Here is a 23,157-nt window from a genome sequence, read left to right as displayed (position 1 = left end):
CGCGCGATCCTCACGGGCTAGCCACTGCATCCAGCCAGTCATGGGCGCGGCTTTTGGGCCTAGCCACCAGTATGTTCTGCTGCTTGGCCGCCCTGGTGAAGGCCTCGAACGCGATGCGCGGGCAGCAGATGCCGTCGACGGCGAGCGCAACCAGCCGGGAAGCCTCGACAAAGCCAGGTGCTGTCTTGTCGGGCCATTGGTGGCGCAGTGCCTCGGCGGCCCCGGCCACCGAACTGACCAGCATGGTTTTGTTATCGCAAAAGCGCACGGTAACCGGCATGAAGGCTGTCATCGGCGAACCTCCCCTTGGCATGGACGCGACATAACGTCGAAAACTCGCGCCGGTTCCATCAGCCTGGATGCCGGGCGGCAAGGATGCTGGCGCAGTGGCGAAGAGGTGATGACCTTCGGTTCATTGAAGGCCAACCCAACGGCGGCCCGCTCCGCTCTGTCGACTGCGGGAGATGCCCAGCAGGGCGCCAGGTGCGCGAAGGATCGCCACTTGCCGGCCTTCCACCATCCACCCCAACCAGGAGCCTCCCATGAGCAAAAAGACCAGACCCGCAAAACCGCAGGCGCCGAAATTGCCGAAGGGCGAGGCCGAGCAGGTGCGCATACGTCGCGAGATCGGCCATGATTTCGCGCTCAGGGATGACGCCTTCGGCCGCAAGCGGCTGGCGGCGGGCACGCTGGAGGCTGCCCGTGTCTACGAAGTGTCGAATGACGGCTACGCCGCGACCGGCGGCATCGTGCGGGTGCGCGCCATCGATGCGCTCATCGGCATCACCTCGCTGTCGCGCCAGCAGCGGGAGGCCGGACTGCGCTACCGCGAGGATTTCCGCTGCAGCCAGCAGGCGAGCGTCAAGCCGATGCGATGGACCGAGCGTGTCGACGGCGGCCGCGAGGGCGGCGGCATCGCCGACAGCGTTCTCGACGCCGGCAGGGCCTATGCCGCCGCCACAAGAGCGCTAGGCCATTGGGAGGTGGCCGCCGTGGTGCGACAAGTCTGCTGCGCGGACGGTTCCCTCAAGCGCCTGTCCGAGCAGACCGGCGAGGGCCGGAACGTGGTGACGAAGCTGCTGAAGGTGGGGCTGGATCTGCTGGCGGTGCATTATGGGATGATGATGAGGCGGTGAGGGTGAAATGGATCCGGCCGGGGATGCCGGCCGGACCCGTACCAAATGATCAAGTCATCTGCAGACGCGGATTTTTTCGATGATCCTGTGGTGATGGCGCCAGTGCTTGATCAGCTTGATGCGGCAATGGTGGCGGTTGTGGAAATAACGCGGTCGGTAGTCATTGTCGTAGACGTCATACTGATAATAGGGGCGATGGACGTAGCGGTCACGATAGACGTAGCGATCACCATAGTCGTAACCATCGTAGTAGTCGTCGCCGTAATAGTCATCTGTATAGCCGCCAATGCCGATAGTGATACGGCTGCGGGCATCCGCAGGGGCAATCATCGCCGCCGCCGAAGCAATGGCGATAACCGAAACAAGCAGGAGCTTCTTCATAGCTGCCTCCTTTTAAAGGTTGAGCTAATATAACCCCTGAGCTGCGGCCCCGTTCCGTAGATTCGCAAGATGTGATGAACAATGCGGACCGGGCGCTGACCGGGCGCAGCGCCTAAAACAAGGCTCGCTCCAGTGGCCCCTCCAGCGTCTCGGCAAATGCCGTCGCCAGGTGATGGCGGTCGCGGAAGGCGATCTTGCCGCCGATGAAGACGTGGCAGGTGGTCTGGTTGCAGAACTGGTCCGTCATGTCGACATAGCTGGCGTTCGGAATGCTGCGCACGATTTCGCGCTCCACCGAGGCCATCGCGTCGTTGGCGGCATAGGCGCGTGTCTGGTCGCAGAGCGACGGCGACTCGCTCCGCCACAGCGCTCGCGCCACGCAGGTGTCGACCTGCTCGTCGTTGAAGGGGACGTCGCGGATGAAGGCGACCTTCAGCCCGGCGTTGCTGAACGTATCCAGCGTCGAGCGCAGGCCCGCCTTCCACTCCGCGTCCTGGCTGTCGGGCTCATCCTTGCCGGCCGCCATCTTGCGCGAACTGGTCAGGGCGATCTCCGAGATCACCACCAGTGCCGGCCTCAGCGCGAGTATCTCCTTGATCGACTGCTCGCGCCACTGGTCGCATTCTGAGTAGTCGCGCTTCAGCTTGCTCGACCATGTCGACAGCCGAGACGCCCGGCACGAGGACTTAAGCCAGGTAACCACCTCGTAATCGCGCTTCTGCGCAACCTCGATCAGCGGCGTCGACCAGTGGTCGGCATGTGAATCGCCAAACAGCGCGATGGTGCGTTTGGCATTCTTGGCACCAAACACGCAGGGCTTAGGGGTCACGGTCTCGTAGTCGAGCACGCAGCCGCCCCTGGCGCGCGCGGTGGAAGGACGCGCCGCGGTTTCGGCGATGACGCGCTGTTCCGGGTCGAGTTCGTGCACGGCAAGCCTGGCGTTGGCGTAGGCCGCGACCACGCCGGCACCGGTCAGCAGCGCGGCGGGGATGAGCGCGCGGGCGGCGTTGGCCATCAGCCAGCCATTGCGTCGCACCGGGTTCTCGATGACGTGATAGGTGAAGATGGAGAGCACCAGCGTCAATGCCAGGCAGGCAAGCCTGTCCAGGCCTGAAAGCTCCGCGGTGACCATTCCGGCATAGACGATGACCGGCCAGTGCCAGAGATAGAGCGAGTAGGAGAGCTTGCCGATCCATTGCATGGGCGGCAGCGACAGGAGAGCCGCGAGGCTGCCAGCCTGCTTGCCGATCTCCCGGCCGGCTTGGTGCTCGCTTGCCCCGCTGACCAGCAGCAGCACCGTGCCGGCGACCGGCAGCAGCGCCAGCAGGCCGGGGAAGGGCAGAGCCTCGTCCAGCAGCAGATAAGCCGGCACGATCAGCGCAAGGCCGAGCCAGCCTTGCACGGCGCGCAGCCGCGGATGGTGCTGCAGGAAACTTGCCGGCACCATGCTGGCAAGCCCGCCGGCTGCGAACTCCCAGGCCCTCAGCGGCGAGAAATAGAAGGCCCAGGGCTGCGCCACGCTGGTCAGCCAGGCGCAGACGGCGAACGACACCAGCCCGGTGACGCCGATCGCCACGATAGCCATGCGACGGCCCGGCCGCAGCCATGCGGCGAACACAAGCAGCGCCGGCCATGCGAGGTAGAACTGCTCCTCCACCGACAGCGACCAGAAATGGATGAACGGGTTGTTGGCGGCGTCGGAGGCGAAATAGTCGAACGACCAGCGGATCAGCCACAGGTTGATCATATAGGCCGAGGCAAACATCGCGCCCTTCGAATAGAGCGCCTGTTCCTCCGGCGACAGGATGAAGGCGCCGGCCACCAGCGTGGCGAGGATCACGAACAGCGAGGCCGGCAGCAGCCGCCGGGCACGGCGGGCATAGAAGCGCCACAGGTTCAGCCGGCCGCTGTCGCCGATCTCCTGCAGCAGGTGTCTTGTGATGAGATAGCCGGAAATGACAAAGAAGATATCGACGCCGGCAAAGCCGCCGGGCAGGGCGGTTAGGCCGAAATGAAAGGCGACGACGCCGCCGACGGCCAGCGCGCGCAATCCTTGTATGTCCGGCCGGAACGATGCTGCCACGACGGCTCCTTCGTGCAAGCCCAGCCCTTGCGCAGTGTCGCTCGGGCAGGCCGATATCGCAATGCAATAAATTTGTCGCAGTGCAACATGGCGGGAAATGGGAGATGGGCCGGCGTGCCGGCCGGGCTCGATCCTTGCGTGGCTGGCTTGTCTACACGGCCTGCGGCAGACGCAAAAACAGCCCCGCTAAGGGGCTGTTTCGCATCGGTTCGCTGGATTGCTACTTGCTGCCGCCGTTCGCTTTCACGCTACTGCAGAATTCGGGATGGCTGTTGGCCGCCGTGGCGTCCTTGGCCTCGTCCTCGCAGGCCTTCATCATCGCGGTCTGGTCGTCCGGCGTAAGGGCCTTCCAGGCTTTCACGAAGTCGTCGTTGCTGACCATCGTCTTCATGCCGCTATCGGTGTAGAAGGGCTGCATCTTGGCCGGATCGTCGAGAGCGGACGTGCCGGTGTTGCCTGCGGCCAGCGCGGAGCCGGCAACCATCGAGAGCGTCATCGCGCCGAAACAGATCATCTTGGTGTTCATGGCGTATTCCTCCTGTTGCTTTGGGATCGTCGAAGCAACGATCAGTTGGAAAACGACAGGTTTGGGTGAAAGTTCCGGCATTTTTTGCGCAAAAATCCCGAAACGAAGAAAAATATAGTCGAAAAACTTGAAACTTTCCCCGATTTTTCCCGCAAGAAGCGAGTTTAGCGGGTCTCTCGTGCAAGACTGACCACCAGCCGATCGACGCTGGGATCGTCGAGACTGATGATATGGGCCATCTGCATCGCTCGCCTCATGCTGATCCTGGTGACGTCCTGCCGCATGATGACCGACACAAAGGCCGGCCCGGATCCGGTGAGGACGATCGCCCTGCCGACCAGAACCGGTTCGGAGATGGGAGCCCACTGTACGGTCATGATCGAGGGCTCGCTTGTCTGGCGGCGGTTGATGCCAGTGAAATAGATCCAGTTCAGGCGCGAGATCGCCACGCCATAATGGTTGCCGGGTATTCTCGCGCCACCCTGGCCATCGCCCGGAGCCCAGCGCGTCACTCGCCTGAAGGTGACGAGATCGGCCTCACGCCGCACGAAGGTGACCGAGCGCATCAAAAAATCGGGTCGGCCGGGAATCGAAAAATAGGTGAAATAGGTGCCTCCGGCGATGGCAGGCGACGGCGGCCGCACCATGTTCTCGTACAGTGCCTGGCGCAGCGTTGCATTGCTGTCGCCCTTGGCTGCCGCAGCGGCCGGCTCGCGATACAGCACATCCTCGCCGATCTTGAAATAGTCGCAGATCAGCTTGGCGGTGGCTTTGTTGGGAACCGCCTTGCCTTGCAGATAGCGCTCGAATTGGGTGCGGTTGATGCCAAGCTCACGGCACACCGCGCTGACGGAAGCGTGGCGTTGGACCAGCCGCCTGAGATTGGCGGCGAGATTCTCGCGAATTGGCACGACATCTCCCCGACAGACGTACGGACCAGTATTCAAGCGATAGCTTATATACACTTGCATGACATAGCGAGGGTGCGAAGATGGACCTTTGGCCAATACGGCAAGGATCCGGTAGCGCGCCGACTGTACGATTGTGACAGTCCGGCTATGCAAGCCGCGTAAATGGGCGTATTTCGGTGCCAAGAGCGACCTCAGATCGGCCTCTCGACATCCTGCAATGGAGGGCGGTTTGGATCATACCGGCCTGGTCGAGCTTCTGGACTACACACAAGCGCAATTGACGAAGATCCGCAAGGCGGTCGCGGCAAGCGAGCACGCCGGTGCCATGTTCACCATCGACTGCCTTGTCGGAGCGGCGGCCGAGCAGACGAAGTGCAAGCTTGCAAATCTGGAGCATGCCGGCTTGCCGATCGGCAGGGATGGGCCGATCGGCAGAGATGGGCCGATAGACAGGGATGGACCGATCGACGGGGATGGGCCTATTGGCCGAGGCGCATTTGAAGGCGGTGCGGCGCCGCCCGGCAAGGCTTCATCGGGCAAGCCGGATGCCGGCGGCAACCGCTCCTGATCAGGCCGCGCCGATCTCCCCGATCAGCCTTGCATATTCGGCCTCGGCTTCGCCGTAACTGCCATTGGCGAGTTCCAGCAGCCCGGCGCGGTCACGAATGACGATCTCGCCCCGACGCGAGCGGATCAACGCGCGGCCTTCGAGCAGCTGGAGGGCGACGGTGACGCCTGGCCGCCTGACACCAAGCATAATGGCCAGGAATTCGTGGGTAATGGCGAGATGTTCGCCGGCCACGCGGTCGTCGCACATGAGCAGCCATCGCGCCAGCCGCTCCTCGAGCTTCAGCCGCGCGTTGACGAGGGCGGTGCAGCCGGCCTGGGTTTGTAGCGCGTTGACGAAGCGCAGCAGGAACATGCGCAAGGTCGCACTTGCCGCCAATGCTGCCTTGAAAGCGCCAGCTTCGATGCGGATCGCCTCGCCTTCGAGTTGGACATAACAGGCATGCGGCGCGCGGTCGTCGCCCATCACCAGGGAGTATCCCGTCATGCCTTCGAAGCCGATGAAGCCCACTTCGGCCTCTTGGCCGCTCGCCGTGCTGGCGACCACCGAACCGATACCCTGTTCGATGAAGTAGACGGCCTCGATCGGGGTTTGTCGCGTCACCAGCATCATGCGCAACGGCAGGTCGCAACGCTGCATATGCGGTTCGAGCAGCGCTAGGTCAGCCGCGGGCATCCGCCGCAGCAGCTGATTTCGGTATTGATGGTTTTTGTTGGGATCAGACATGGCGTGGCCCAATGCAGGGCAAGAGCCATCCAGTCTCCCAGCCGTCCGTGCCCGTAAAAACGTGCGGACGATGGCCTGAGTATAGGGGCGCAGGACGAATAAAGCTATGAATGCGATGTGAGATTCGAAGCACGGCGCCCCCCAACGCCCGTTCGCATATGAAAAGATCGGCCTGAATGTTAGTGTCGGAAACGTACCAAAGGCCACTTGGTACAAAACCGACATATTTCTTGAGAGCGTCGGATCACGGTGAGGTCGATAAAATCCCGCCGGCTAATGACAAAGCGCCATGTCGCGCCGGGCCTGAGAACCGTTCGAAAAAAGAGGGGCGGACCGGCGGGAGAATTGTACGATACTTACTGTGATGAGGCCGATGTTGACTCTTGCTCAGTCCGATTTCATTTTTTGAGCTACAGCGTCAAGGAAGTGGTCGCTGCTCCGAAAGGGGCTTCTTATGTCGGGCCTTCATAAGCGCAATCCCGGTTTCCATCCTTCCGATCTGCAGCTGTGCCAGCGCGTCTTCGATCGGGTCTGCCTGGAGCGCAAACTTGACCGCATGTCAGGCGAATCGGACGTGCAGCGGCTGGCAGCCACGGTGTTTTCGCTGTTTCAGAATGGCTGCCGCAATGAAGGCGAGTTGCTCGAAAGTTTCAGGCGGACCCGCCAATGACCAAGGCCAGGATCACGTCCGCGACACCGGCAGCCGAAAACGAACCCTACGACGCTGCGGTCTTCGCCCGGAAATACGGCATGTCGCGGAAGGCCGCGGAGGTCGTGCTGTCCGCGAACGGACCGTCCAGAACGGCTTGTGACGCTGCCGCCCGCTCTTTTATGGAAGCGGTTGCCCGCAGAGCGAAGAGCAGCCATGAACACTGAAGTTGCGAGCGACTGCCGTTTCGCCGCCGACCCGCGGGCACATCCAATGCTGCCTTCATTGGACGCCGTGAGGCGTCAGCCTGTCGGGCCTGTCGGCCCTATCGCTCCTGAAGTGGCTTGCTGCGCCGTCACGGCGGAGAGTTTCTGCCGTTTGAACAGCATCGGTTTTTCATAGGTCTTCTTCATGGCTTCCCTCCTGAGAGTTCGATTGCGGCAGCGTCATCGCCGGCCGCACTCTTGTCTAGCCGACCTGGTCGAGGGTCGGCCGACCGGGACGAAATCCACGCCTCAATTCCTGTCGGCCGGCTTGGAACGCATGCGCGAAACCGTCTCGCGCTCAGCGCGCTTGGAGCGCAGCGGCGGCAGGCCGCGGTCGATCAGGTCCATGTCTTCCAGCACCATGTCGCCCATGCGCTTGAAGGCGATGTCGAGCGCGCCAGCTCGGTGAGCCGAGCGCAGGAAGCCGGGCAGGGCGCGCACCGGATGGTCCCGCGCCAGCGGTTCTTCGGGGAAAACGTCGCTGGCGGCGACGATGTGGCCGCTCTTCACCGCCGCCATCAGCGCAGAAAAATCGACGACGCCGGCGCGGCTGAGCAGGATGAACGCGGCGCCCTTGCGCATCGAAGCAAAGGCGTTCGCGCCGAGGAAGCCCTGGTTCTCGCTGGTTACCGAAGCGACGACGAAGACGAAGTCGCTGCTCGTCAGCACCTCGTCGAGCGAGGCCGGCTCGACGCCATTGTCGATGAGGATCGACGGCGGCAGCCAGGGATCGAAGACCTTGGTGCGGGTGCGGAACCCCGACAGCAGCCGGTTGAGCGCGCGGCCGAGGTCGCCGAACCCGATGATGCCGACATCGGCGCCGGACAAGAGCCGCGCCGTCTGGTTGCCGTCGCCGCCCCACAGTTCCTGTCCCTGGCGGAAGGCGAGGTCGGCATCGACGATGTTGCGGGCGAGGTTGAGCGCCATGGCAAGGCCAAGCTCTGCGACCGGCTCGGCGAACACCAGTCCGGTGGTGACGACATGGATGCCGCGCGCGAACAAGGTCTCGTAGGGCATGTTGTTGATCAGGTTGGTCTCGACATTGAAGACGCAGCGCAGCGCCTTCATCCGGTCGAGCGTTTCGGGCGATATGGGCGGCTGGCCGATGATGTAGCGCACCTCGGCCAGCACGTCGGCCGGCAGTTTCGCGACGCCGTCAGCGGTCGTCTCGACAATGCGATAGTGCGCCTTGAGCCGCGCCAGCTGCCGGGCTGTGAAGATCAGGTCGAGCGTGCGTGGTTCCGGCGCACTGATGACCAGCGGCAAGGCGCTGTTGGACATAACTATTCCCTCTGTTCCCAATAGCCAAAATACCTTGGATGAAACGATTTACAACACCGCGCGGAGTGCCGGCAATGCGACAGTGAAGAACCGTTTGACCACGATGGCGCGGAAACGCCGTAAGGACCAGTAATGACACAATTGACACGAGGCACGGAATTGGTTCTGCTGGTGCCGTACCAATTTGGAGGGCACTTACAGTGAAGAAATACGAGAAACCAACCCTGCAGAAGCGCGACAGGCTTTCGGGCGTCACGGCCCAGGCTGCCCCATCGACACCTCCGCCGATCCTCAGTGATTGATTGGCGCCTGACTCATTCGCCTGACAAGGGCAATCAATAGCGGCAATCGATAGGCGACTGGTCGCGCCCTATCGTATATTGGCCACGGGTGCCCGCCGTTGTCCCAGATGCCGGACCTTACGGCCGACGATCATCAGCCGGCGCGCGGTGTTGTTGCGCAGGCGTCTTACGCGCCATTCCAGGCCGGTGTCGGCAGTAATCGACTTGGCATAGTAACTCACCCGCATGCCATCCTCATCGGCAGCCACCTTGACCGGGTCGTCATAGAAGGCGTTGATCTTGTCAGCCGCCATGCCTGGTGTTTCGAGCCAGCGTGGAATGTGAACCGAATGGAGCTGGTCGACATCGGTCATCACGCGCCCGATGCCGACGCCCGGCGTTGGACACGTCGTGCAGAAAGCATCGCCGATGAAGATGACCCCGTCGCGGCGGTGGCCTTGCGTGGTGCTCAGACTGATCTGCCTGACCTCGACAGGACTTGCGACTTCGAAGTTGCCGCATCGCGCTGCTATTTCGGGCATCAGTTCGCAGAGCATCTTTTGCGGCTCCTGGCGAAACGCCCGCGTCCACGGCTCGGCCACATTGCGATAGAGGAACATGTTCGCCCGCATCTTGTCGCCGAGGGGAAAGACGCTGATGTAGGCGACACGGTCGGCGGCCCGCCTGCTGTAGCAGGTGACGGACTGATGACCGAAATCGCGCGGCGAGATGGCGAGGTCGAATCCCATCGACAGTGAATGCGCCTTCGATTGCTCGATACGCTCAACCCCGACGGCGCGCCGCACCGCCTCGCCGTGACCGGTTGCCACCACCAGCAGGCGGGCATCGATGACGGTCCCGTCGGCCAGCACAAGCCGCTGCCGGTCCGGTCCAGTCGAGACCTCGGTCACTTTGCCGACCGTCAGCGGCACCTGCGGAGGCAAGGCGTCGCGCAGGCCATTGATCAGCGCGCCATAGGAGAATGTGAATTCAGTCTTCTTCTCATGCGCGAAGAACTGGCCGAGGCGAAAGACATGCGTGTCGGTCGTCGAGGTGACGAGACGCTTCACCGTCGCATCGAGGCCGAGCTTTTCGAACAGCAGCATCTGATCCATGCCGATCTTCTCGGCCCGGAACTCCTCATGATGGACGCGGTGCGGATCGATCAGCGCCACCTTGCGCCCGGCTTGTCCCAACACCATTGCCAAGGTGGTGCCGGCCATTCCCGCGCCGATGATCGCCACTTCGACTTCAGTTTGGCCAGCCTCTGCGGTACTCATCTTGCTGCCCTTTCTGGTGGCAACTGCACGTTTCACAATCTCCGGTAGAAAATGTCTTCCGGACCTAAATCAACCGCAAGCAACCGGGGCGCGTGCCTGGTAGTAACCAATGTTTAGGTTAATCGCGGGCCCGCTGCTTCCAGCGCGGTGCGATCGCCGAGCCGTCGATGAATTCAAAGCCGCCAGCCTCGTTCAGTGTGTGAAGTTTGCGCCCACTCCATAGCGCACCCGGATTTAAGATGGTTTCAACGACTTGCTCCATGCCGATCAAATCAAGGTGAGAAATGCGTGCGATGCCAAGCGCCGCGCCATAGCTCCTGCGGCAGTCCTGGACCGGGCGCAGCAGGTCGTCGCCGCGCCTGACCATGCGACCGGCCGGCCGCGCCGAGGCGATGTCGATCAGCACGGGATTTTTGGGGTGCGGCGTCCAGGGGCCGCGAAAATCCGGCGCCGACCACAGATGCAGCGCGTCGGAGAAGGCGCCGCCGCCGTCGCGGACGGTGGCGAACAGCCACCAGGCGCCGCCATGCTCGACAAGCGTGGCGTCGCTGGCGACGACACCGGACAGAAGCGTCGCCTCCTTGACCCATCCGCCGGGGAAGGCAGTGGCCCGGTAGAGATCGACCGTGCCGTTGGCGCAGCTTTCCGGCACCATCCAGACCTCGCCGTCGCGCTCGAAGACGAAGGGGTAGGAGAGATGGTAGGGCAGCTCCAGCACCGGCTCAGGGCGGCCGAGCGGGCCTGCCGGGCCGAAGGGGACGGCGGAGATGATGGCCCGGCCGAGCCGGTGGATATAGTCCTCGACGAACAGGGTCAGCTGGCCCTGGTAGAGGATGGGGAACGGATCGGCGTAGAAGCGGCTGCCGTCGTCCGGCAGCTCTTGCCAACCCGACGCCGGATGCGCGCGCAGGTCGAACAGATCGCGGCCCCCGGTTTGCCGCCAGCCGACCTTCCAGTGCGGCGCGTTGTAGCAAAGGTGATAGATCTTCTGAACGATCCGCCGCGCCAGCGCCTTGCCGGCTCTGACCCCAAGCTTGCCGGCCGAGGGCATCGGTGGCGGGCCTGCCCGCGCCGGTTCGGGCAGATCAGGCACGGACTTTGCCGCGCCCGACAGGGCAGCTATGATCAGGCTTGCCGTGCGCGCCAGCATATCCTGGAAGGACGCCAGCGCGATGCCGCCATATTCGGTGCCCAGACGCCCGGCGGCGATCGCAACGCCGTTCTCCTCGATGCGGGCAAGCGGCGTGCGACCTGCGAGGATCAGGGCCAGCAAGGCCGCTTCGCCGCTGGCGCCGTCATAGGTGACGCGCCAGGCCCGTATGCTTTCCAACCTGACATCGCCGCAGAGGTCGACGACCAGGTCAGGCGAAGCGGGGGACTGCCGGTAGGGCGCGAGCGCCGAAAGCGGCACACGCTTGGCCAGTCCATCATGGGACAGTCCGTGGATCGCCGTTTCGAGTTGAAACAGGGCCGCGGCGCTGCGCGGAATGCCGTCGCCCGCCGGCCTGATATCGACGGACAGTTCGACGTCGTCGAGCGCGGCGAGGCGCTCCAACAGTGTGACGTGAAAGGCGCGGACGCAGTCGCCGTCCAAGCGTAGGCTTATCTGCATTTTGGAGGTCCGAAAAGGCGGTGCCCGGCCTTGTCGGCCAGGCCGGTCCGGTCAAATTGTAACCCCATTTGCATCCGTCTCCGCTCGCTGCGTAGCCAACATCTCGATATGTATATTTTTAAGCAAACCGCGTGCCAAAATTCACCTCACCTCTCAACATAATTAACAATGTTTTAACAGTTGGAGGAATAGCTAGGTTAGCGCCGCAAACTGATCTTGCCGGCCTATGGAGTATTGTCGGAGGCAGCCATGCAATCATCCCTGCCCATGGTTCCTCAGCAACACTCTCCGGATGCGGCGCGCGCGGGATCATACGCTGCTTCGACTGTCGAACTGGGTGATCTGAAGCGCATCCTGGTGCGCCGCCGGTTCTGGATCTTCGGTACCGTCGCACTGCTGACGCTGGCCGCCCTGCTCTACGGCCTTTTCACGCCCGCGCTCTACAGCTCGGCTGCGGAAATCCTGATCGATCCGCAGGATCTGCAGGTGGTCACCAACGACGTCAATCCCAGCCGTATCTCACCCGATGGCGGCATCACGCAGGTCGAGAGCCAGGTCAGCGTGGTCCAGTCGACAGGCGTGCTGATGCGGGCGATCGCGGCGACAAACCTGACGCAAGATCCGGAATTCAACGGGCAGGGCTTGCTGTCGCGCCTGCTGGGTTCGGCATCAGCCGAGGGCGACAGGTCGGTGCAGACACTCGACGCGCTGCGCCGGCGCCTGGCGGTGAAGCGGGCCGACAAGGTGCTGGTCCTCGACGTCATCGTCACCGCCAAGAGCGCCGACAAGGCCGCCCTCCTGGCCAACGCCATCGCCCAGGCCTACCTGGTCGACCAGGCGAGCGCGCGCGCGAAAATGGCCAAGGACGCCTCCGAGTCGATCACCGCGCGGCTGGACGAGCAGCGCAAGCGCGTCCAGCAGGCCGAAAACGCCGTCGAGGCCTACAAATCGGCCAACAATATGGTGATGGCGGCGGGCAATCTGGTCAGCGACCAGGAACTGACCGAGATCAACACGCAGCTTTCGGCGGCGCAGAGCCGCACCGCGGCGCTGAAGGCGCAGGTCGACCAGATGCGCCGGCAGAGCGGCACGGCGGACGCAACTTCGGAAGCAATGCGCTCGGCGGTGATTTCGAGCCTGCGGGCGCAAGAGGCGACGCTGGTCGACCAGGTCTCGCAGCTCGGCACGGAGCTGGGGCCGCGTCATCCCTCGCTGATGGCAGCCCAGCAGCAGCTGCGCGACACGCGCCAGCTGATCGCGCGCGAACTCGGCCGCATCGCCACCGCCACCGAGACCGACTACGAACGGGCGCTGGCCAACCAGCAGGCGCTGGAAGCCAAGGTCACGGGCATGAAGAGCAAGTCGCTCGACACCGACCAGGCCTCGGTGCGGCTGCGCGAATTGCAGCGCGATCTCGAGGCGCTGCGCTCCGTCTACTCGAACTATCTCCAGCGCGCCCAGGAGACGCGCGAGCAGATCAATGTCGACAGCACCAATGCGCGCATCATTTCCAACGCCATGCCCGCCTTGAAGAAGAGCTGGCCGCCTTTGCCGCTGCTGTTGCTGGGTGCGATATTCGGCGGCCTTGGGCTCGGCACCGGTCTGGCGCTGATCGCCGAATATTCCTCGCCGACAGTGCTTTCCAGCGCCCAGATGCAGTCGGCCATCGACGCGCCGGTGCTGGGCGTGGTGCCGGCAAAGTCAGACACCGGCGCGCGCTGGTGGCCTTTCGGCGGGGCGCGCGCCGCCGCCTCCAGCCAGAAGACCGATGCCGTCGTCGGCCTTGCGCTGAGGCGCATGTTCAGTTCGGGCCAGCGTCCGGCGGACTGGCCGCTGGTGCCTTCCATCCTGGTGACGTCGTCGCCGGGCGAGGGGGCGCAGCGCAGCCGGGTGGCGCGGCTGCTGGCCAATGCCGCGGCGTCCAGGGGCAGCCGTGTGCTGTTCATCGATGCCAATGCCGGCGGCGGCGACCAGAAGGATCCGCAGCCGGGAATCCTCGATGTGCTGCGCGGCGAGTACGCCTTCGAGGCCGTCAGCCATTACGCCGCCGGCAGCAACGTTGCCGTGCTGGGCAGGGGCCGCTCAAAGGCGGTCTTCCAGGAAGCGCATGGCATCTATTTTGCGCAGCAGATGCTGGCGCGGGCCAGCCGGAGCTTCGAGCTCGTCGTCATCGACGGCGGCGCGCTGGCCGACAATCTCAATGCCTCGCCGCTGGTCGCCATGGCCGACGAGATCGTGCTCGTCGCCACGCTGAACGCCACCCCGATGCGCGACGTCACGACGACGTCGCAGGCGGTCTCCGTCATGGGGCGCCTGCCGACAGCCGCCTTGCTGGTCGACGAGGCCGCCTGATATGGCGGCCAGCTGGAGCGCAAGCGCTTCGAACCATGGTGCTGCCGCACCCCGCGCCGGCACATCGGTCGATGCGCTGACGCGCTTCGGACTGATCGCGGCGGTAGCGGTGCTGTTCAGCATCTCGGGCGGCATGCTGTGGCTGGTCGGCTACAATTATGATGGTCTGTTCGGCAACCCGGCGACCAAGATCCATCCGTCCACCTATCTCATCGTCCTCCTGTTTGTCTGGCGCTCCTGCGCATCAGGCAATCCGGTCGGCCATATCGCCCATCTCGCCGACAGGCGGCCGGCCAGCGCGCTGATGGCCGCCATATCGATCGTGCTTCTGTTCGTCGTCATCGCAAGGCAGCGGCCCGGCATGGCCGGCATGATCGATACGTTCGTGGCCGCGGCACTTCTGGTGCTGATGCTCAGCGAGGACGACGAAAGGACCTTCGCCGGGCTGCAGACCGTCGTTCACGTGGTCATGACGGCGAATGCGCTGCTTGCCCTTTTCGAGTTCGCCACCAAGACGCTTATCTTCCCCTATCGCCTAGACGGCGTGGCGTTTACCACCGATCTGCGCTCGAGCGCGCTGCAGGGGCATCCGCTTGCCAATGCCATGGTGACGTCGATCTATGTGCTTGCGCTGCTCTCCGGTGCCAGATCCCTGTCGATGCCGGTGCGGATAGGGTTGATCGGACTGCAATGCGCGGCACTCGTCGCCTTCGGCGGCCGCACCGCGATGGTGACGACGGTGGTGCTCGGCGGCTGCTACCTGCTTTTTCAGGGCACCACCAAATTGCGCCAAGGCCGCGTCAATCTCTTGGGTGCGGCACTCGGCTTCATGCTTGCCGCGCTACTGCCGGTCGTCATCATAGTGGCGGCATATCTGGGCTTCTTCGACGCGCTGCTGGAGCGCTTTGTGTCGGACAGCGGCAGCGCCAATGCCCGCGTCGAGATGTTCGAACTCTTCAAGCACCTGGAATTGCGCGATCTGATCGTCGGACCGGATGTCGAGCTGATCGACAGTCTGCGCCGCATCAACGGTCTCGAACAGGGCATCGAGAACCCGATCATCCGCACGGTCCTCTATCAGGGCGCCTTCTTCACCCTTTTGCTGACGTTCGGCTTCGTGCTGTTCCTGTTCGAGGTGGCGCGCCGCTGCCATCCCGGCATCTGGCTGCCGATGCTGGGCTGGGTCATCCTGATCAACACCTCGGAAAGCGTCGCATCGAAGACGACGCTGCTGACCAAGTTCGTGGTGCTGGCATTGGTGCTCTACCGGCCGGCGCGGGCAGCGTTCAGGCCGGTCAGTCCGCCGGCATGGTCAGGCCAAGCGCCGCGATGATATCGGGGTCCAGCGCCCGGGTGGTGTCGTCCATCATGCCCATGCCATCGAAGAGATCCCACAGTGCCCAAGCGAAGCCGAGTTCCTCGGCGCTCCGCCTGACATCGGCGATGTAGCGCCCGCGATCCGGGTTGGGCGCGGCGACATAGCGGGCGTCGGTGCGCAGCGCGCCGAACTCGCCCATGATGATGCGTTCCGGCGCAAGGCCATGGACATCTCCCCAGTCGCGAACCTGGCGAAGATACTTGTCGACAAACCAGCGGTCGGGCTGGGCGTCGAAATAGACTTTCAGCACACGCTCGGTCTCGGCATAGGCTGCTTGCTTGGCATCTTCAGGGGTTTCGGTGTCCTGCGCCATACGCGCCCTGACCGATGCCAGCGTCTGTTCCAGCGAGCCGGCGGATGCCGGCCACGGCACATTGTTGAGCGACCGGTAGACGGGCTCGCGCATCCAGGGCGCGCCCTGATGGCTGAACAGATAGGGCTCATAGAAGTGGAAGGTGAACAGGATCGGCTCGAAGGGCGACAGCGGTGCCGGATCGAGCGCGGTCAGTCCGCTCACCATCGAGCCGCAGCCTCCGGTGACGACCAGCGGCAGGCTCGCTGCCGATGCCCTTGCCGCGGTCAGAAGCGCGAGCTGAATTTGCAACCAGACGTTCGACGCGCAAGCCTGCGCCGGTTCGTTGACCGGCTCGAGCGCCACCCTGCCGGGCTGGAACCGCGCCAGCCTGCCGGCAAGCTCGCCGACCAGCCCGCGATAGAGATCGAAGGCGGGTGCCACGGTGCTGGAGACCATGCGGTCGGGGTTCCAGTAATGGGTGGCGGCATTGGCCTGGATGTTGACGATGATGCCGAGACCGGCGTCGAGGGTGGCCGTGACAGCCGCGTCCAGCATGTCGAGCAACTTGCCGCGCGTCTTGGCATCGGCGGCCAGGAAAGGGCCGGGATCGACGGGCAGACGGATAAAATCGAGCCCGGTCTCGCGCAGCCGACGCAGGTCGTCTGGGGTCGGCACCGGCCGTTGCGACTGGAAGGGCGGCCAGCCATAGTCGGTACGGGGGGCGGGAAATTCGCGCGTCAGCGAGAACCAGGGCCAGGCGTTGACGCCGCGCCGAAACCGCGGCCCAGCGGCGGCGCGAGCGATTGGTGCGACCGGGAGCGAGCCTAGAGCCGCCGCAGTGGAAAGCGCCGTCCGCAGCACCCGCCGGCGCGACCAGCCTGTCATATGGTTCCTGGCGATGCGTGGTCCATCGCGGTGGTCTTGGCGATGGTCACGCCGAGCAAATGATAGGCCTCGTTTTCATAGGCGAGCAGGACATCGTCCCAGCGAAAGGCTTCGTGGGCGCGCGCCCTGGCGGCAACGCCGCAGGCCTTGACCAGGACATCATCGTCCAGCGCCTGCTGCATCCGCTCGGCGCAACTGTCCTTGTCGGTGAAGTAGATCGCCGCCGCTCCCGCGGTCCACCTGTTGTAGGGATTGTCGTGCGCGATCACCATGTTGCCGGCCGCCAGCGCCTCGACCAGCGACGGGTTGGTGCCGCCCACGGTGTGGCCGTGCAGATAGGCGCGGGCGTGGAAGCGCAGTGCCTTCACCGTTGCCTGGTCGTAAATGGCGCCCGGCAGGACCACCGAGCCGTTCGCCGCCTTGCGGATGGCGGCATGGTAGGGAATGTCGTCGGACAGCGTTCCCAGCACCACCAGCTTCATGTCGCGCTTGGCGGAGCAAAAGGCTTCGACGATCGGCAGGATGTTGTTGTCGGGTTCGATGCGCGCGATCGAGACCAGATAGCGCCCGGGCTCAAGGCCGAGCGCCCGGACCGGCGCCTCGGGCGCTGATGCCACCGGATCGGCGCCATAGGCGATGGTGGCGATGGCGCTGCGCGGCCGGCGCGTCGCCAGGTGATCGGCGATGGCGGGATGATCGGCGACCAGCCGGTGCGAGGCCCAGGCGCCGATCCATTCGTTGAGCCAGAACCAGGTTCGCGCCGCCATCCCCCATTTGGGGCGACGCCACTCGATGCCGTCCATGTTGGTGAAGATCTTGCGCCGCTTCAGCCTGAGCCAGGTCAGGAAGACCGCGCCATTGTAGCCGAGCACCAGGCAGACGCCCGGTCGCCTGGCGGCGTCGCGTGCGCATTGCCAGTCGAATTCCAGGGTCGCGCGCGGTCCCTTGGAGGCGACCTGGACGTGAATAAGCTCGATGCCGCGCCAGGTTTCGCTGCGCACCCTCTGGTCGATCCGCTCGACCTCATCCTGGCAATAGACGCCGACCTTCCAACCGCGCCCGACAAGAAACAGCGCCAGTTTTTCGGCAAAGGTTTCAAAGCCGCCATGGGCCGCGGGTATGCCGCGGGTCCCCAGGATCAGAATGGCGGGCGTTTCTGGTTTCATGGCCGGCGGCACTTTCACATGTCTCTGTATATTAGATATAGCTTAATTTATAGGAAGAGACGGCAACTTCCGTGCCATCTCCCGATTTCGGTATCCTGGGAGGGGATCATCGCGCTGGGTTGTAAAAAAACGGTGTTGAACCCGGTGGTTGTTTCATTCTCGGTCAACCCTTCTGTGCGTAGCTGTATCGAAACGAAGCAATGCCAGGGGCGTACGGCTGGGAGTCGGACGTGTCGAGGCGATAGTCGGACATATCGAACCGATAGTCGGACATATCGAACCGGGCATGATTCTTGCGGACGGGCTTCTGCCACAATCGCCCAGCGCGATGGTGGTAGCACCCGGCGGGATATAAAGATGCGGATTGCCTGCGTTCATCAGGGTTATGAACTCTATGGTTCCGACCGCAGCTTCGCGGAGAGCGTTGCCGCGCTGCGCGCCGCATTTCCGTCGGCCGACATCGAAGTGGTCTTGCCGCGCAGCGGGCCGATCGTGCAGATTCTGGAAGCGCATGCCAGCCGGATCGTCTTCGAACCGCTCTGGGTGCTGAGGCGCCAGGCCATTGCGCGCCTTGCGACAGTCGAGATGGCGCGATTGCCGGTTGCCGTGTTCAGGGCGTGGCGGCGCCTCAAATCTTGCGACCTCGTCTATGTCAACACATCGATCGTGGCCGACTATGCCCTGGCCGCGCGCTTGCTGCCTCACAAGGCCGTCCTGCACATCCACGAAATCCCCGAAGGCGCCATGCGCAGGGTACTTGTCGGCCTGATGCGCTGGAGCCATGCGGATCTGATCTTCAATTCACGCGCGACACGCGCCGCGTTTGGCGATCCCAAGTCGGCGCGCGCATATGTCGTCTACAACGGCGTTGCCGGGCCGGCGGCGGTCGAACCGATGACGTATGACGGCACGCGCCCATTGCGGGTGCTGCTGCTCGGCCGTATCAACCGGATCAAGGGGCAGGAGGTCCTGCTGGAGGCGATCGCCTCGATGCCGGCAGCACTCCAGGCGAGGGTCGAGGTGCGGCTGGTCGGCGGCGCCTTCGAAAGCACCGAGCGCGAGCGTGCGCTTGCCGAACTGGTCGAAACCATGGCGCTTACCGGGCGCGTCAGCGTCCTGCCTTTCATTCCCGACCCCTCGGAGCATTATCGCTGGGCCGACATCGTCACCGTGCCGTCGCGGCGTCCGGAATCGCTGGGCCGCGTCGCCATCGAGGCGATGGCTTATGGCCGGCCGCCGCTTGTGTCGGCGATCGGCGGGCTGGTGGAAGTGGTCAGCGACGGGGAGACCGGCTGGCATGTTCCGCCCGGCGACGCAGCGGCTCTTGGCGCGAAATTGCAGGAGATCATCCTCGCCCCTGAGGCCTGGCGCGGGTTTGTCGCTGCCGGGCGTGCGCGCTACGAAGCGATCTTCAGCGAGCCGGTCGCGGCCGCGGCGATCATCGCGATCGCCTCCGACAAGCTGAGGACGGCCATCGCGCGGCCGGGCAGGGAGCCTGCTGCCCGCGAAGCGGAGACACGGCCGTGAAGTTAGCGTTTCCGAGCCATCTGGTTCGACGCCTCGTGCTGATGATCGGTGGCGAGGCGATGCAGAGCGGCTTTCATTTTGCCCTCAACATCATGCTGTTGCACATGCTGTCGGCGCAGGGCTACGGCCTCTTCGCCATCGGCATGGTGATGGGCGGTGTCGGCCTTTCCTATATCAGGTCGCTCACCGCCGTTCCCGCCAGCATCTGGATGAGCAAGAGCACCAACAGCGCCGGCGTCGACACCTATGACGTGGCGTTCGGAACGGCGGCGCTGATCGTGGCGTTGCTGATGGCCGTCGGCACGGCTGTTCTGATGCATGTCCTTGGCGATCCAAGCGGAATTGCCGCAGGCTGCTTCGTCGGTGCCTGGTCGTTGCGCAGCCATATGCGCACGGCTTTCTTCGCACGGCGTCAGCAAGTGGTCGTCTCCATCAGCGATGGCGCTTTTACAGTCGCCGGCTGTGTCCTGACCGGGCTGTCGATCTGGTTGGTCCAAGACCCGCTGCAGACCGTGTTCTATGCACTCGCCGCGGCAAATGTGTTTGGCATTTTCGTCCTGGTCCGGCTGGCTCGGCGCTCACTTCGCATCAGCTTCCGCACGCCGACGCGGCGACGCTATGTCAGACTCTGGCCCCAGCTGCGCTGGTCGGCATTCAGCGCGACCACCACCAATATCCAGGGTCAATGTCTGGCGCTGCTGGTCGCCGGCATTGCCGGGCCAGCCGCCTACGCTCCGCTGGCGGCTGTTCTGGTGCTGTTTGCTCCGCTGCGCATCATCAGCCTTGCGTTCGTCAACATGACGCAGCCGGATCTCGCCAGGCTGATGCGGAACAATGAAACAGGCCGTGTGTGGATGCAGGCCAAGATCTGGGCGCTCGTCATGGGGCTCGGCGGCCTTGCTTATGGATGTGCGATCATGTTCGTCCTGCCGATGATAAAATCCCAGGCTCTCCAGGACGCTTCGATCTGGTTCATCGGACTTTTCGTGATCGCGAATTTTGTCCCGATCATGCTCTATATCATGCCCCGCATCGTGCTTGAGATACTCGGCGATTTTCGGATCGTCGCGTTCATCACGACGGGCGGCGCGGTCGTCGGGCTGGCGCTGATCGCGGCCCTGCTGGCAATCGCCTCTCCGCCGTGGGCGTTGTTGGGTTCCGCCGTCTCGGAGATGTTCGTGCTCGTGGCATCGTGGTATTTCGCGCATCACCGCATGTGGAATATCGAGCATCCCGATGAGGCGCGCGACAGCCGGTTGGGCGCATGGCGGCGGACGCTGCCGTTCGCTACGGCAAAGCGATAGGAAAAACATGGCAGTCCAGGCGGTGCAAATTCCTGCGGTGACCGGCTCGCCCGATGGCCAGTCCCCCCATCCGGCCACCGTCGTCGCCGACGATGCCTACACGGCGCGGCTCCACACCAGCCTGGAAGCGGTGAGGCCGCTCTGGCTGCGCCTCCAGGCGGACGGTGTGTGCACCGCCCACCAGAATTATGCCTGGGCCGAGGGGATCGTCGCGCGGCTGATGCCGCAAGGTGCGGAACTGCTCATCGTGGAGGTAAACGATGCCGTGACGGGCGCGCCGCGAATGCTGGTGCCGTTGATACGGCGACCGGCCTTCCGCCATCGGGTGATCGAATGGCTGAGCTGTGGCGTTTGCGACTATTCGGCACCGCTGCTGGCCGATGACAGCCCGTGGACGACGCAATCGGCGCAGGCCGCGTGGGCCGCGGTGCGTTCCGTGCTGCCGCCCGCGGATCGCATCCAGATCACGGGAATTCCGCAATCGATCAGCGGCGTCGCCAATCCGCTGGCCTTGCTCGCGGCCACGCGCGATTCCCTGCATACCAGCTTCGGCCTCGCCATTGATGGCGACCCGGAAACCGTCCTCAAGCGCTTATGCAGGCCATCCTTCGTCAAGGCCTTCAACAAGGACTGGCGCCGCCTCGAACGGCTTGGCGACGTGGAACTGGTCGAAGCCAACACGCCGGCCCTGGTGGAGGTCATCTTCGGCGGCCTGGTCCGGATGCGGCTCAGCCGCTTTCGCGAACTGGGCCGCTTCGACCTGCTGACGCAGGCGACAGTTGTCGACTTCTATCGAAACGCTGCTCTCGAGGGCCTGTCGGATGGGTCGGTACGGCTCTTCGGGTTGCGTGTTGGTGAAGCTCTGATCGCGGTACAATACCTGCTGATCCATCAAGTCACCGTTCATGCTCTGCTGATCTCAATCGATCAGGGCGCGGTGCCCAATGTCTCGCCGGGACTTCTGATCATGGGCAAGTTGATGAGCTGGGCGCGCGGTCGCCGTTTCGATTATTTCGACCTGTCGGTAGGCAACCAGAGTTATAAGGAACATATGGGTGCCGTGGGTTCGGGCCTGCGCGAGCTTTGCCACGGGATTACGGTGCGAGGCAGCGCCGTGAGCGCAGCCATCGAGGTCCGCAACCGGACCGAGGTGTTCGTGCGCTCCAAACCTCGGCTGCTGAAGAGGCTCCAGGGACTGATGCGGGATTTGCGGCGCCTGCGTGGGGGATCAGAATGACGGGAGAAGCATGTGGCAAGCTACGCGACGGGAACGACTCCGACAACGGATTTGCCCGGTGGGCTGTTTTCCCCGGCTGTCGCCAACGCTGATGCAACCGCGCGCTTCACGGCTCGGCTGCACACCAGTTTCGACACCGTAAGGCTGCTATGGCTGCTCCTTGAGGCGCACGGCGTCTGCACTGCCCATCAGCACTATGCCTGGGTCGAAGGAATCGCCGCACGGCTGATGCCCAAAGACGCAGACCTGGTCTTCGTCGAGGTGAGTGACGCCGTGACCGGCGCGCCGGCCATGCTGCTGCCGCTGATGCGGCGCCGGGCCCTCGGCCACCACGTGATCGAATGGCTGAGCTGCCGCGTGTGCGACTACTCGGTGCCGCTCCTGGCGGAGGGGAGAGTGTGGACCAGGCAGAGTGCCGACGCCATGTGGGCGGCGGTCCGTGCCGTGCTGCCACCGGCGGATCGCATCCATATCGCGGGTATCCCGCAGCAGATCCACGGCGTTGTCAATCCGCTGGCATTGCTTTCGGTGGCGCGCGATTCCATCCAGGTCACTTCCGGCCTCGTCCTGCATGGCGACCCGGAGACGCTCATCAAGCGGATCTGCAAGCCGTCCTTCGCCAAGGCCTTCCGCAAGCATTGTCGCGGCTTCGAACAGCTTGGTGGCCTCGCTCTGGTCGAGGCCGACACGCCTGATCTGACCGAGGAACTCCTGGATGTGCTGCTGGAACTGAGGCTGAAGCGTTTTCGTGAACTCGGGCGTTTCGACCTCCTGACGCAGACCCCGGTCGTCGATTTCTACCGCGCCGCGGCGCTGCAAGGCCTGTCCAACGGATCGGTGCGGCTCTTCGGGCTACGCGTCGGTGAAGCCTGGCTCGCCTCCATCTATGTGCTGGTCAGAAAAGGCACACTTCACGCCCTCCTGCTCGGCATCGACCAGGATGCGGTCGCCAATGTCTCACCCGGCCTGACGACGATGGGCAAGCTGATGATGTGGGGATGTGAGCGGGGCTTCGACTATTTCGACCTGTCGGTCGGCGGTCAGGGCTACAAGCAACATATCGGCGCCTCAAGCTCGGTTCTGGCCGAGATCTGCGAACCGGTGACGGTGCGGGGCAGGGCTGCGAACGCAGCCATTTTGCTGCGCAGCCGGGTCGAAGGCATGACGCGGTCGCGTCCCCGGCTGCTCAAGGCCGTCCAGGGCCTGACGCGCCGCTTGCGGCGATTGAAGGATTGAGGACGAGCGTTTGCCGGTTCTGCCGACGACCGATGCAAAGAGGCACCAAGGCCGGCACGGCAAGCTTGTTGACAGGG

The 23,157-nt window shown here is 63.9% G+C and carries 22 protein-coding genes; 10 read left to right on the top strand and 12 right to left on the bottom strand.

Features of this window, described 5'->3' with window-relative positions:
* Nucleotides 1-10: 10 nt before the first annotated feature.
* Nucleotides 11-292 carry a DUF982 domain-containing protein gene (locus tag EOA16_RS04490; RefSeq protein WP_127255858.1) on the bottom strand — a complete coding sequence of 94 codons (282 nt, stop codon included), beginning with the start codon at nt 290-292 and terminating at the stop codon, nt 11-13.
* Between the two features lie 250 nt (nt 293-542).
* On the opposite strand from EOA16_RS04490, the gene EOA16_RS04485 reads away from it, so the two are divergent.
* Entirely contained in the window at nt 543-1,136 is a 594-nt protein-coding gene (locus tag EOA16_RS04485; RefSeq protein WP_127255856.1) for a DUF6456 domain-containing protein, read from the top strand.
* A 54-nt stretch (nt 1,137-1,190) separates the two neighbouring features.
* Here the strand turns inward: EOA16_RS04485 and EOA16_RS04480 are convergent, their stop codons facing one another.
* From EOA16_RS04480 to EOA16_RS04465, 4 genes are all read right to left on the bottom strand, one after another.
* Complete coding sequence (locus tag EOA16_RS04480) at nt 1,191-1,517, bottom strand: hypothetical protein (RefSeq protein ID WP_127255855.1); 327 nt, start codon at nt 1,515-1,517, stop codon at nt 1,191-1,193.
* A 112-nt stretch (nt 1,518-1,629) separates the two neighbouring features.
* Nucleotides 1,630-3,600 carry an acyltransferase family protein gene (locus EOA16_RS04475; RefSeq protein ID WP_127255853.1) on the bottom strand — a complete coding sequence of 657 codons (1,971 nt, stop codon included), beginning with the start codon at nt 3,598-3,600 and terminating at the stop codon, nt 1,630-1,632.
* A gap of 220 nt (nt 3,601-3,820) precedes the next feature.
* Nucleotides 3,821-4,126 (bottom strand): hypothetical protein, encoded by a 306-nt coding sequence (locus EOA16_RS04470; protein WP_127255851.1) that lies wholly within the window; start codon nt 4,124-4,126, stop codon nt 3,821-3,823.
* Between the two features lie 164 nt (nt 4,127-4,290).
* Entirely contained in the window at nt 4,291-5,037 is a 747-nt protein-coding gene (locus tag EOA16_RS04465; RefSeq protein WP_127255850.1) for a helix-turn-helix transcriptional regulator, read from the bottom strand.
* A gap of 229 nt (nt 5,038-5,266) precedes the next feature.
* Between EOA16_RS04465 and EOA16_RS04460 the strand changes: the two genes are divergently transcribed.
* The gene (locus EOA16_RS04460; protein ID WP_127255848.1) at nt 5,267-5,605 is read left to right on the top strand and encodes a hypothetical protein; all 339 of its coding nucleotides are present in this window, start codon (nt 5,267-5,269) and stop codon (nt 5,603-5,605) included.
* Here EOA16_RS04460 and EOA16_RS04455 read toward each other — a convergent pair whose 3' ends face one another.
* Nucleotides 5,606-6,331 (bottom strand): Crp/Fnr family transcriptional regulator, encoded by a 726-nt coding sequence (locus EOA16_RS04455; protein ID WP_127255846.1) that lies wholly within the window; start codon nt 6,329-6,331, stop codon nt 5,606-5,608.
* A 454-nt stretch (nt 6,332-6,785) separates the two neighbouring features.
* On the opposite strand from EOA16_RS04455, the gene EOA16_RS04450 reads away from it, so the two are divergent.
* Together EOA16_RS04450 and EOA16_RS04445 are read left to right on the top strand one after the other, a co-directional pair.
* A complete protein-coding gene (locus tag EOA16_RS04450) occupies nt 6,786-7,001 on the top strand; it encodes a hypothetical protein (protein ID WP_127255844.1) in 216 nt (71 codons plus the stop codon).
* On the top strand, nt 6,998-7,207 hold the full coding sequence (locus tag EOA16_RS04445; protein ID WP_127255842.1) for a hypothetical protein: 210 nt from the start codon (nt 6,998-7,000) through the stop codon (nt 7,205-7,207). Before EOA16_RS04450 ends, EOA16_RS04445 begins: the two co-directional genes overlap by 4 nt.
* 75 nt (nt 7,208-7,282) lie before the next feature.
* Here EOA16_RS04445 and EOA16_RS04440 read toward each other — a convergent pair whose 3' ends face one another.
* The 4 genes from EOA16_RS04440 to EOA16_RS04425 all read right to left on the bottom strand — a co-directional run bounded on the left by EOA16_RS04440 (nt 7,283) and on the right by EOA16_RS04425 (nt 11,700).
* Nucleotides 7,283-7,393 (bottom strand): putative RiPP precursor, encoded by a 111-nt coding sequence (locus EOA16_RS04440; RefSeq protein WP_127255840.1) that lies wholly within the window; start codon nt 7,391-7,393, stop codon nt 7,283-7,285.
* Between the two features lie 102 nt (nt 7,394-7,495).
* Nucleotides 7,496-8,527: a hydroxyacid dehydrogenase gene (locus EOA16_RS04435; protein WP_127255839.1), complete on the bottom strand. Its 1,032-nt coding sequence runs from the start codon at nt 8,525-8,527 to the stop codon at nt 7,496-7,498.
* Nucleotides 8,528-8,897: 370 nt separating this feature from the next.
* Nucleotides 8,898-10,088 carry an NAD(P)/FAD-dependent oxidoreductase gene (locus EOA16_RS04430; protein ID WP_127255837.1) on the bottom strand — a complete coding sequence of 397 codons (1,191 nt, stop codon included), beginning with the start codon at nt 10,086-10,088 and terminating at the stop codon, nt 8,898-8,900.
* A 118-nt stretch (nt 10,089-10,206) separates the two neighbouring features.
* Nucleotides 10,207-11,700, bottom strand: a complete 1,494-nt coding sequence (locus EOA16_RS04425; protein ID WP_127255835.1) for a formyl transferase — start codon at nt 11,698-11,700, stop codon at nt 10,207-10,209.
* Nucleotides 11,701-11,949: 249 nt separating this feature from the next.
* Here EOA16_RS04425 and EOA16_RS04420 point away from each other — a divergent pair, with 249 nt between their 5' ends.
* Nucleotides 11,950-14,052 (top strand): exopolysaccharide transport family protein, encoded by a 2,103-nt coding sequence (locus EOA16_RS04420; protein WP_127255834.1) that lies wholly within the window; start codon nt 11,950-11,952, stop codon nt 14,050-14,052.
* Between the two features lies 1 nt (nt 14,053).
* Nucleotides 14,054-15,385, top strand: a complete 1,332-nt coding sequence (locus EOA16_RS04415; protein WP_127255832.1) for a VpsF family polysaccharide biosynthesis protein — start codon at nt 14,054-14,056, stop codon at nt 15,383-15,385.
* On the opposite strand, the gene EOA16_RS04410 is transcribed toward EOA16_RS04415, so the two are convergent.
* Nucleotides 15,348-16,610, bottom strand: coding sequence for a cellulase family glycosylhydrolase (locus EOA16_RS04410; protein ID WP_127255830.1), 1,263 nt, complete (start codon nt 16,608-16,610; stop codon nt 15,348-15,350). The two genes, EOA16_RS04415 and EOA16_RS04410, sit on opposite strands and share 38 nt — an antisense overlap.
* Nucleotides 16,607-17,776, bottom strand: a complete 1,170-nt coding sequence (locus EOA16_RS04405; RefSeq protein ID WP_127255828.1) for a DUF1972 domain-containing protein — start codon at nt 17,774-17,776, stop codon at nt 16,607-16,609. Before EOA16_RS04405 ends, EOA16_RS04410 begins: the two co-directional genes overlap by 4 nt.
* 357 nt (nt 17,777-18,133) lie before the next feature.
* On the opposite strand from EOA16_RS04405, the gene EOA16_RS04400 reads away from it, so the two are divergent.
* From EOA16_RS04400 to EOA16_RS04385, 4 genes are read left to right on the top strand one after another with little or no spacing between them, the layout of a single operon-like run.
* Nucleotides 18,134-19,303: a glycosyltransferase gene (locus EOA16_RS04400; protein WP_127255826.1), complete on the top strand. Its 1,170-nt coding sequence runs from the start codon at nt 18,134-18,136 to the stop codon at nt 19,301-19,303.
* A complete protein-coding gene (locus EOA16_RS04395) occupies nt 19,300-20,607 on the top strand; it encodes a hypothetical protein (RefSeq protein ID WP_127255824.1) in 1,308 nt (435 codons plus the stop codon). Before EOA16_RS04400 ends, EOA16_RS04395 begins: the two co-directional genes overlap by 4 nt.
* A 7-nt stretch (nt 20,608-20,614) precedes the next feature.
* Nucleotides 20,615-21,844, top strand: a complete 1,230-nt coding sequence (locus tag EOA16_RS04390) for a GNAT family N-acetyltransferase (RefSeq protein WP_127255822.1) — start codon at nt 20,615-20,617, stop codon at nt 21,842-21,844.
* 12 nt (nt 21,845-21,856) lie between these two features.
* The gene (locus tag EOA16_RS04385) at nt 21,857-23,080 is read left to right on the top strand and encodes a GNAT family N-acetyltransferase (protein ID WP_127255820.1); all 1,224 of its coding nucleotides are present in this window, start codon (nt 21,857-21,859) and stop codon (nt 23,078-23,080) included.
* Nucleotides 23,081-23,157 lie beyond the last annotated feature (77 nt).

The sequence above is a fragment of the Mesorhizobium sp. M7A.F.Ca.US.008.03.1.1 genome (genome assembly GCF_003997495.1).
Classification (GTDB): domain Bacteria; phylum Pseudomonadota; class Alphaproteobacteria; order Rhizobiales; family Rhizobiaceae; genus Mesorhizobium.
This window is presented reverse-complemented; position numbering and strand designations above follow the sequence as displayed.

Bases quoted from the DNA above. Each gene is read 5' to 3' on its own strand.
- EOA16_RS04485 (WP_127255856.1), top strand. From the start codon at position 543: ATGAGCAAAAAGACCAGACCCGCAAAACCGCAGGCGCCGAAATTGCCG.
- EOA16_RS04415 (WP_127255832.1), top strand. From the start codon at position 14,054: ATGGCGGCCAGCTGGAGCGCAAGCGCTTCGAACCATGGTGCTGCCGCA.
- EOA16_RS04450 (WP_127255844.1), top strand. From the start codon at position 6,786: ATGTCGGGCCTTCATAAGCGCAATCCCGGTTTCCATCCTTCCGATCTG.
- EOA16_RS04410 (WP_127255830.1), bottom strand. From the start codon at position 16,610: ATGACAGGCTGGTCGCGCCGGCGGGTGCTGCGGACGGCGCTTTCCACT.
- EOA16_RS04400 (WP_127255826.1), top strand. From the start codon at position 18,134: ATGCGGATTGCCTGCGTTCATCAGGGTTATGAACTCTATGGTTCCGAC.
- EOA16_RS04420 (WP_127255834.1), top strand. From the start codon at position 11,950: ATGCAATCATCCCTGCCCATGGTTCCTCAGCAACACTCTCCGGATGCG.
- EOA16_RS04435 (WP_127255839.1), bottom strand. From the start codon at position 8,527: ATGTCCAACAGCGCCTTGCCGCTGGTCATCAGTGCGCCGGAACCACGC.
- EOA16_RS04405 (WP_127255828.1), bottom strand. From the start codon at position 17,776: ATGAAACCAGAAACGCCCGCCATTCTGATCCTGGGGACCCGCGGCATA.
- EOA16_RS04430 (WP_127255837.1), bottom strand. From the start codon at position 10,088: ATGAGTACCGCAGAGGCTGGCCAAACTGAAGTCGAAGTGGCGATCATC.
- EOA16_RS04445 (WP_127255842.1), top strand. From the start codon at position 6,998: ATGACCAAGGCCAGGATCACGTCCGCGACACCGGCAGCCGAAAACGAA.
- EOA16_RS04490 (WP_127255858.1), bottom strand. From the start codon at position 292: ATGACAGCCTTCATGCCGGTTACCGTGCGCTTTTGCGATAACAAAACC.
- EOA16_RS04480 (WP_127255855.1), bottom strand. From the start codon at position 1,517: ATGAAGAAGCTCCTGCTTGTTTCGGTTATCGCCATTGCTTCGGCGGCG.
- EOA16_RS04470 (WP_127255851.1), bottom strand. From the start codon at position 4,126: ATGAACACCAAGATGATCTGTTTCGGCGCGATGACGCTCTCGATGGTT.
- EOA16_RS04455 (WP_127255846.1), bottom strand. From the start codon at position 6,331: ATGTCTGATCCCAACAAAAACCATCAATACCGAAATCAGCTGCTGCGG.
- EOA16_RS04390 (WP_127255822.1), top strand. From the start codon at position 20,615: ATGGCAGTCCAGGCGGTGCAAATTCCTGCGGTGACCGGCTCGCCCGAT.
- EOA16_RS04425 (WP_127255835.1), bottom strand. From the start codon at position 11,700: ATGCAGATAAGCCTACGCTTGGACGGCGACTGCGTCCGCGCCTTTCAC.
- EOA16_RS04440 (WP_127255840.1), bottom strand. From the start codon at position 7,393: ATGAAGAAGACCTATGAAAAACCGATGCTGTTCAAACGGCAGAAACTC.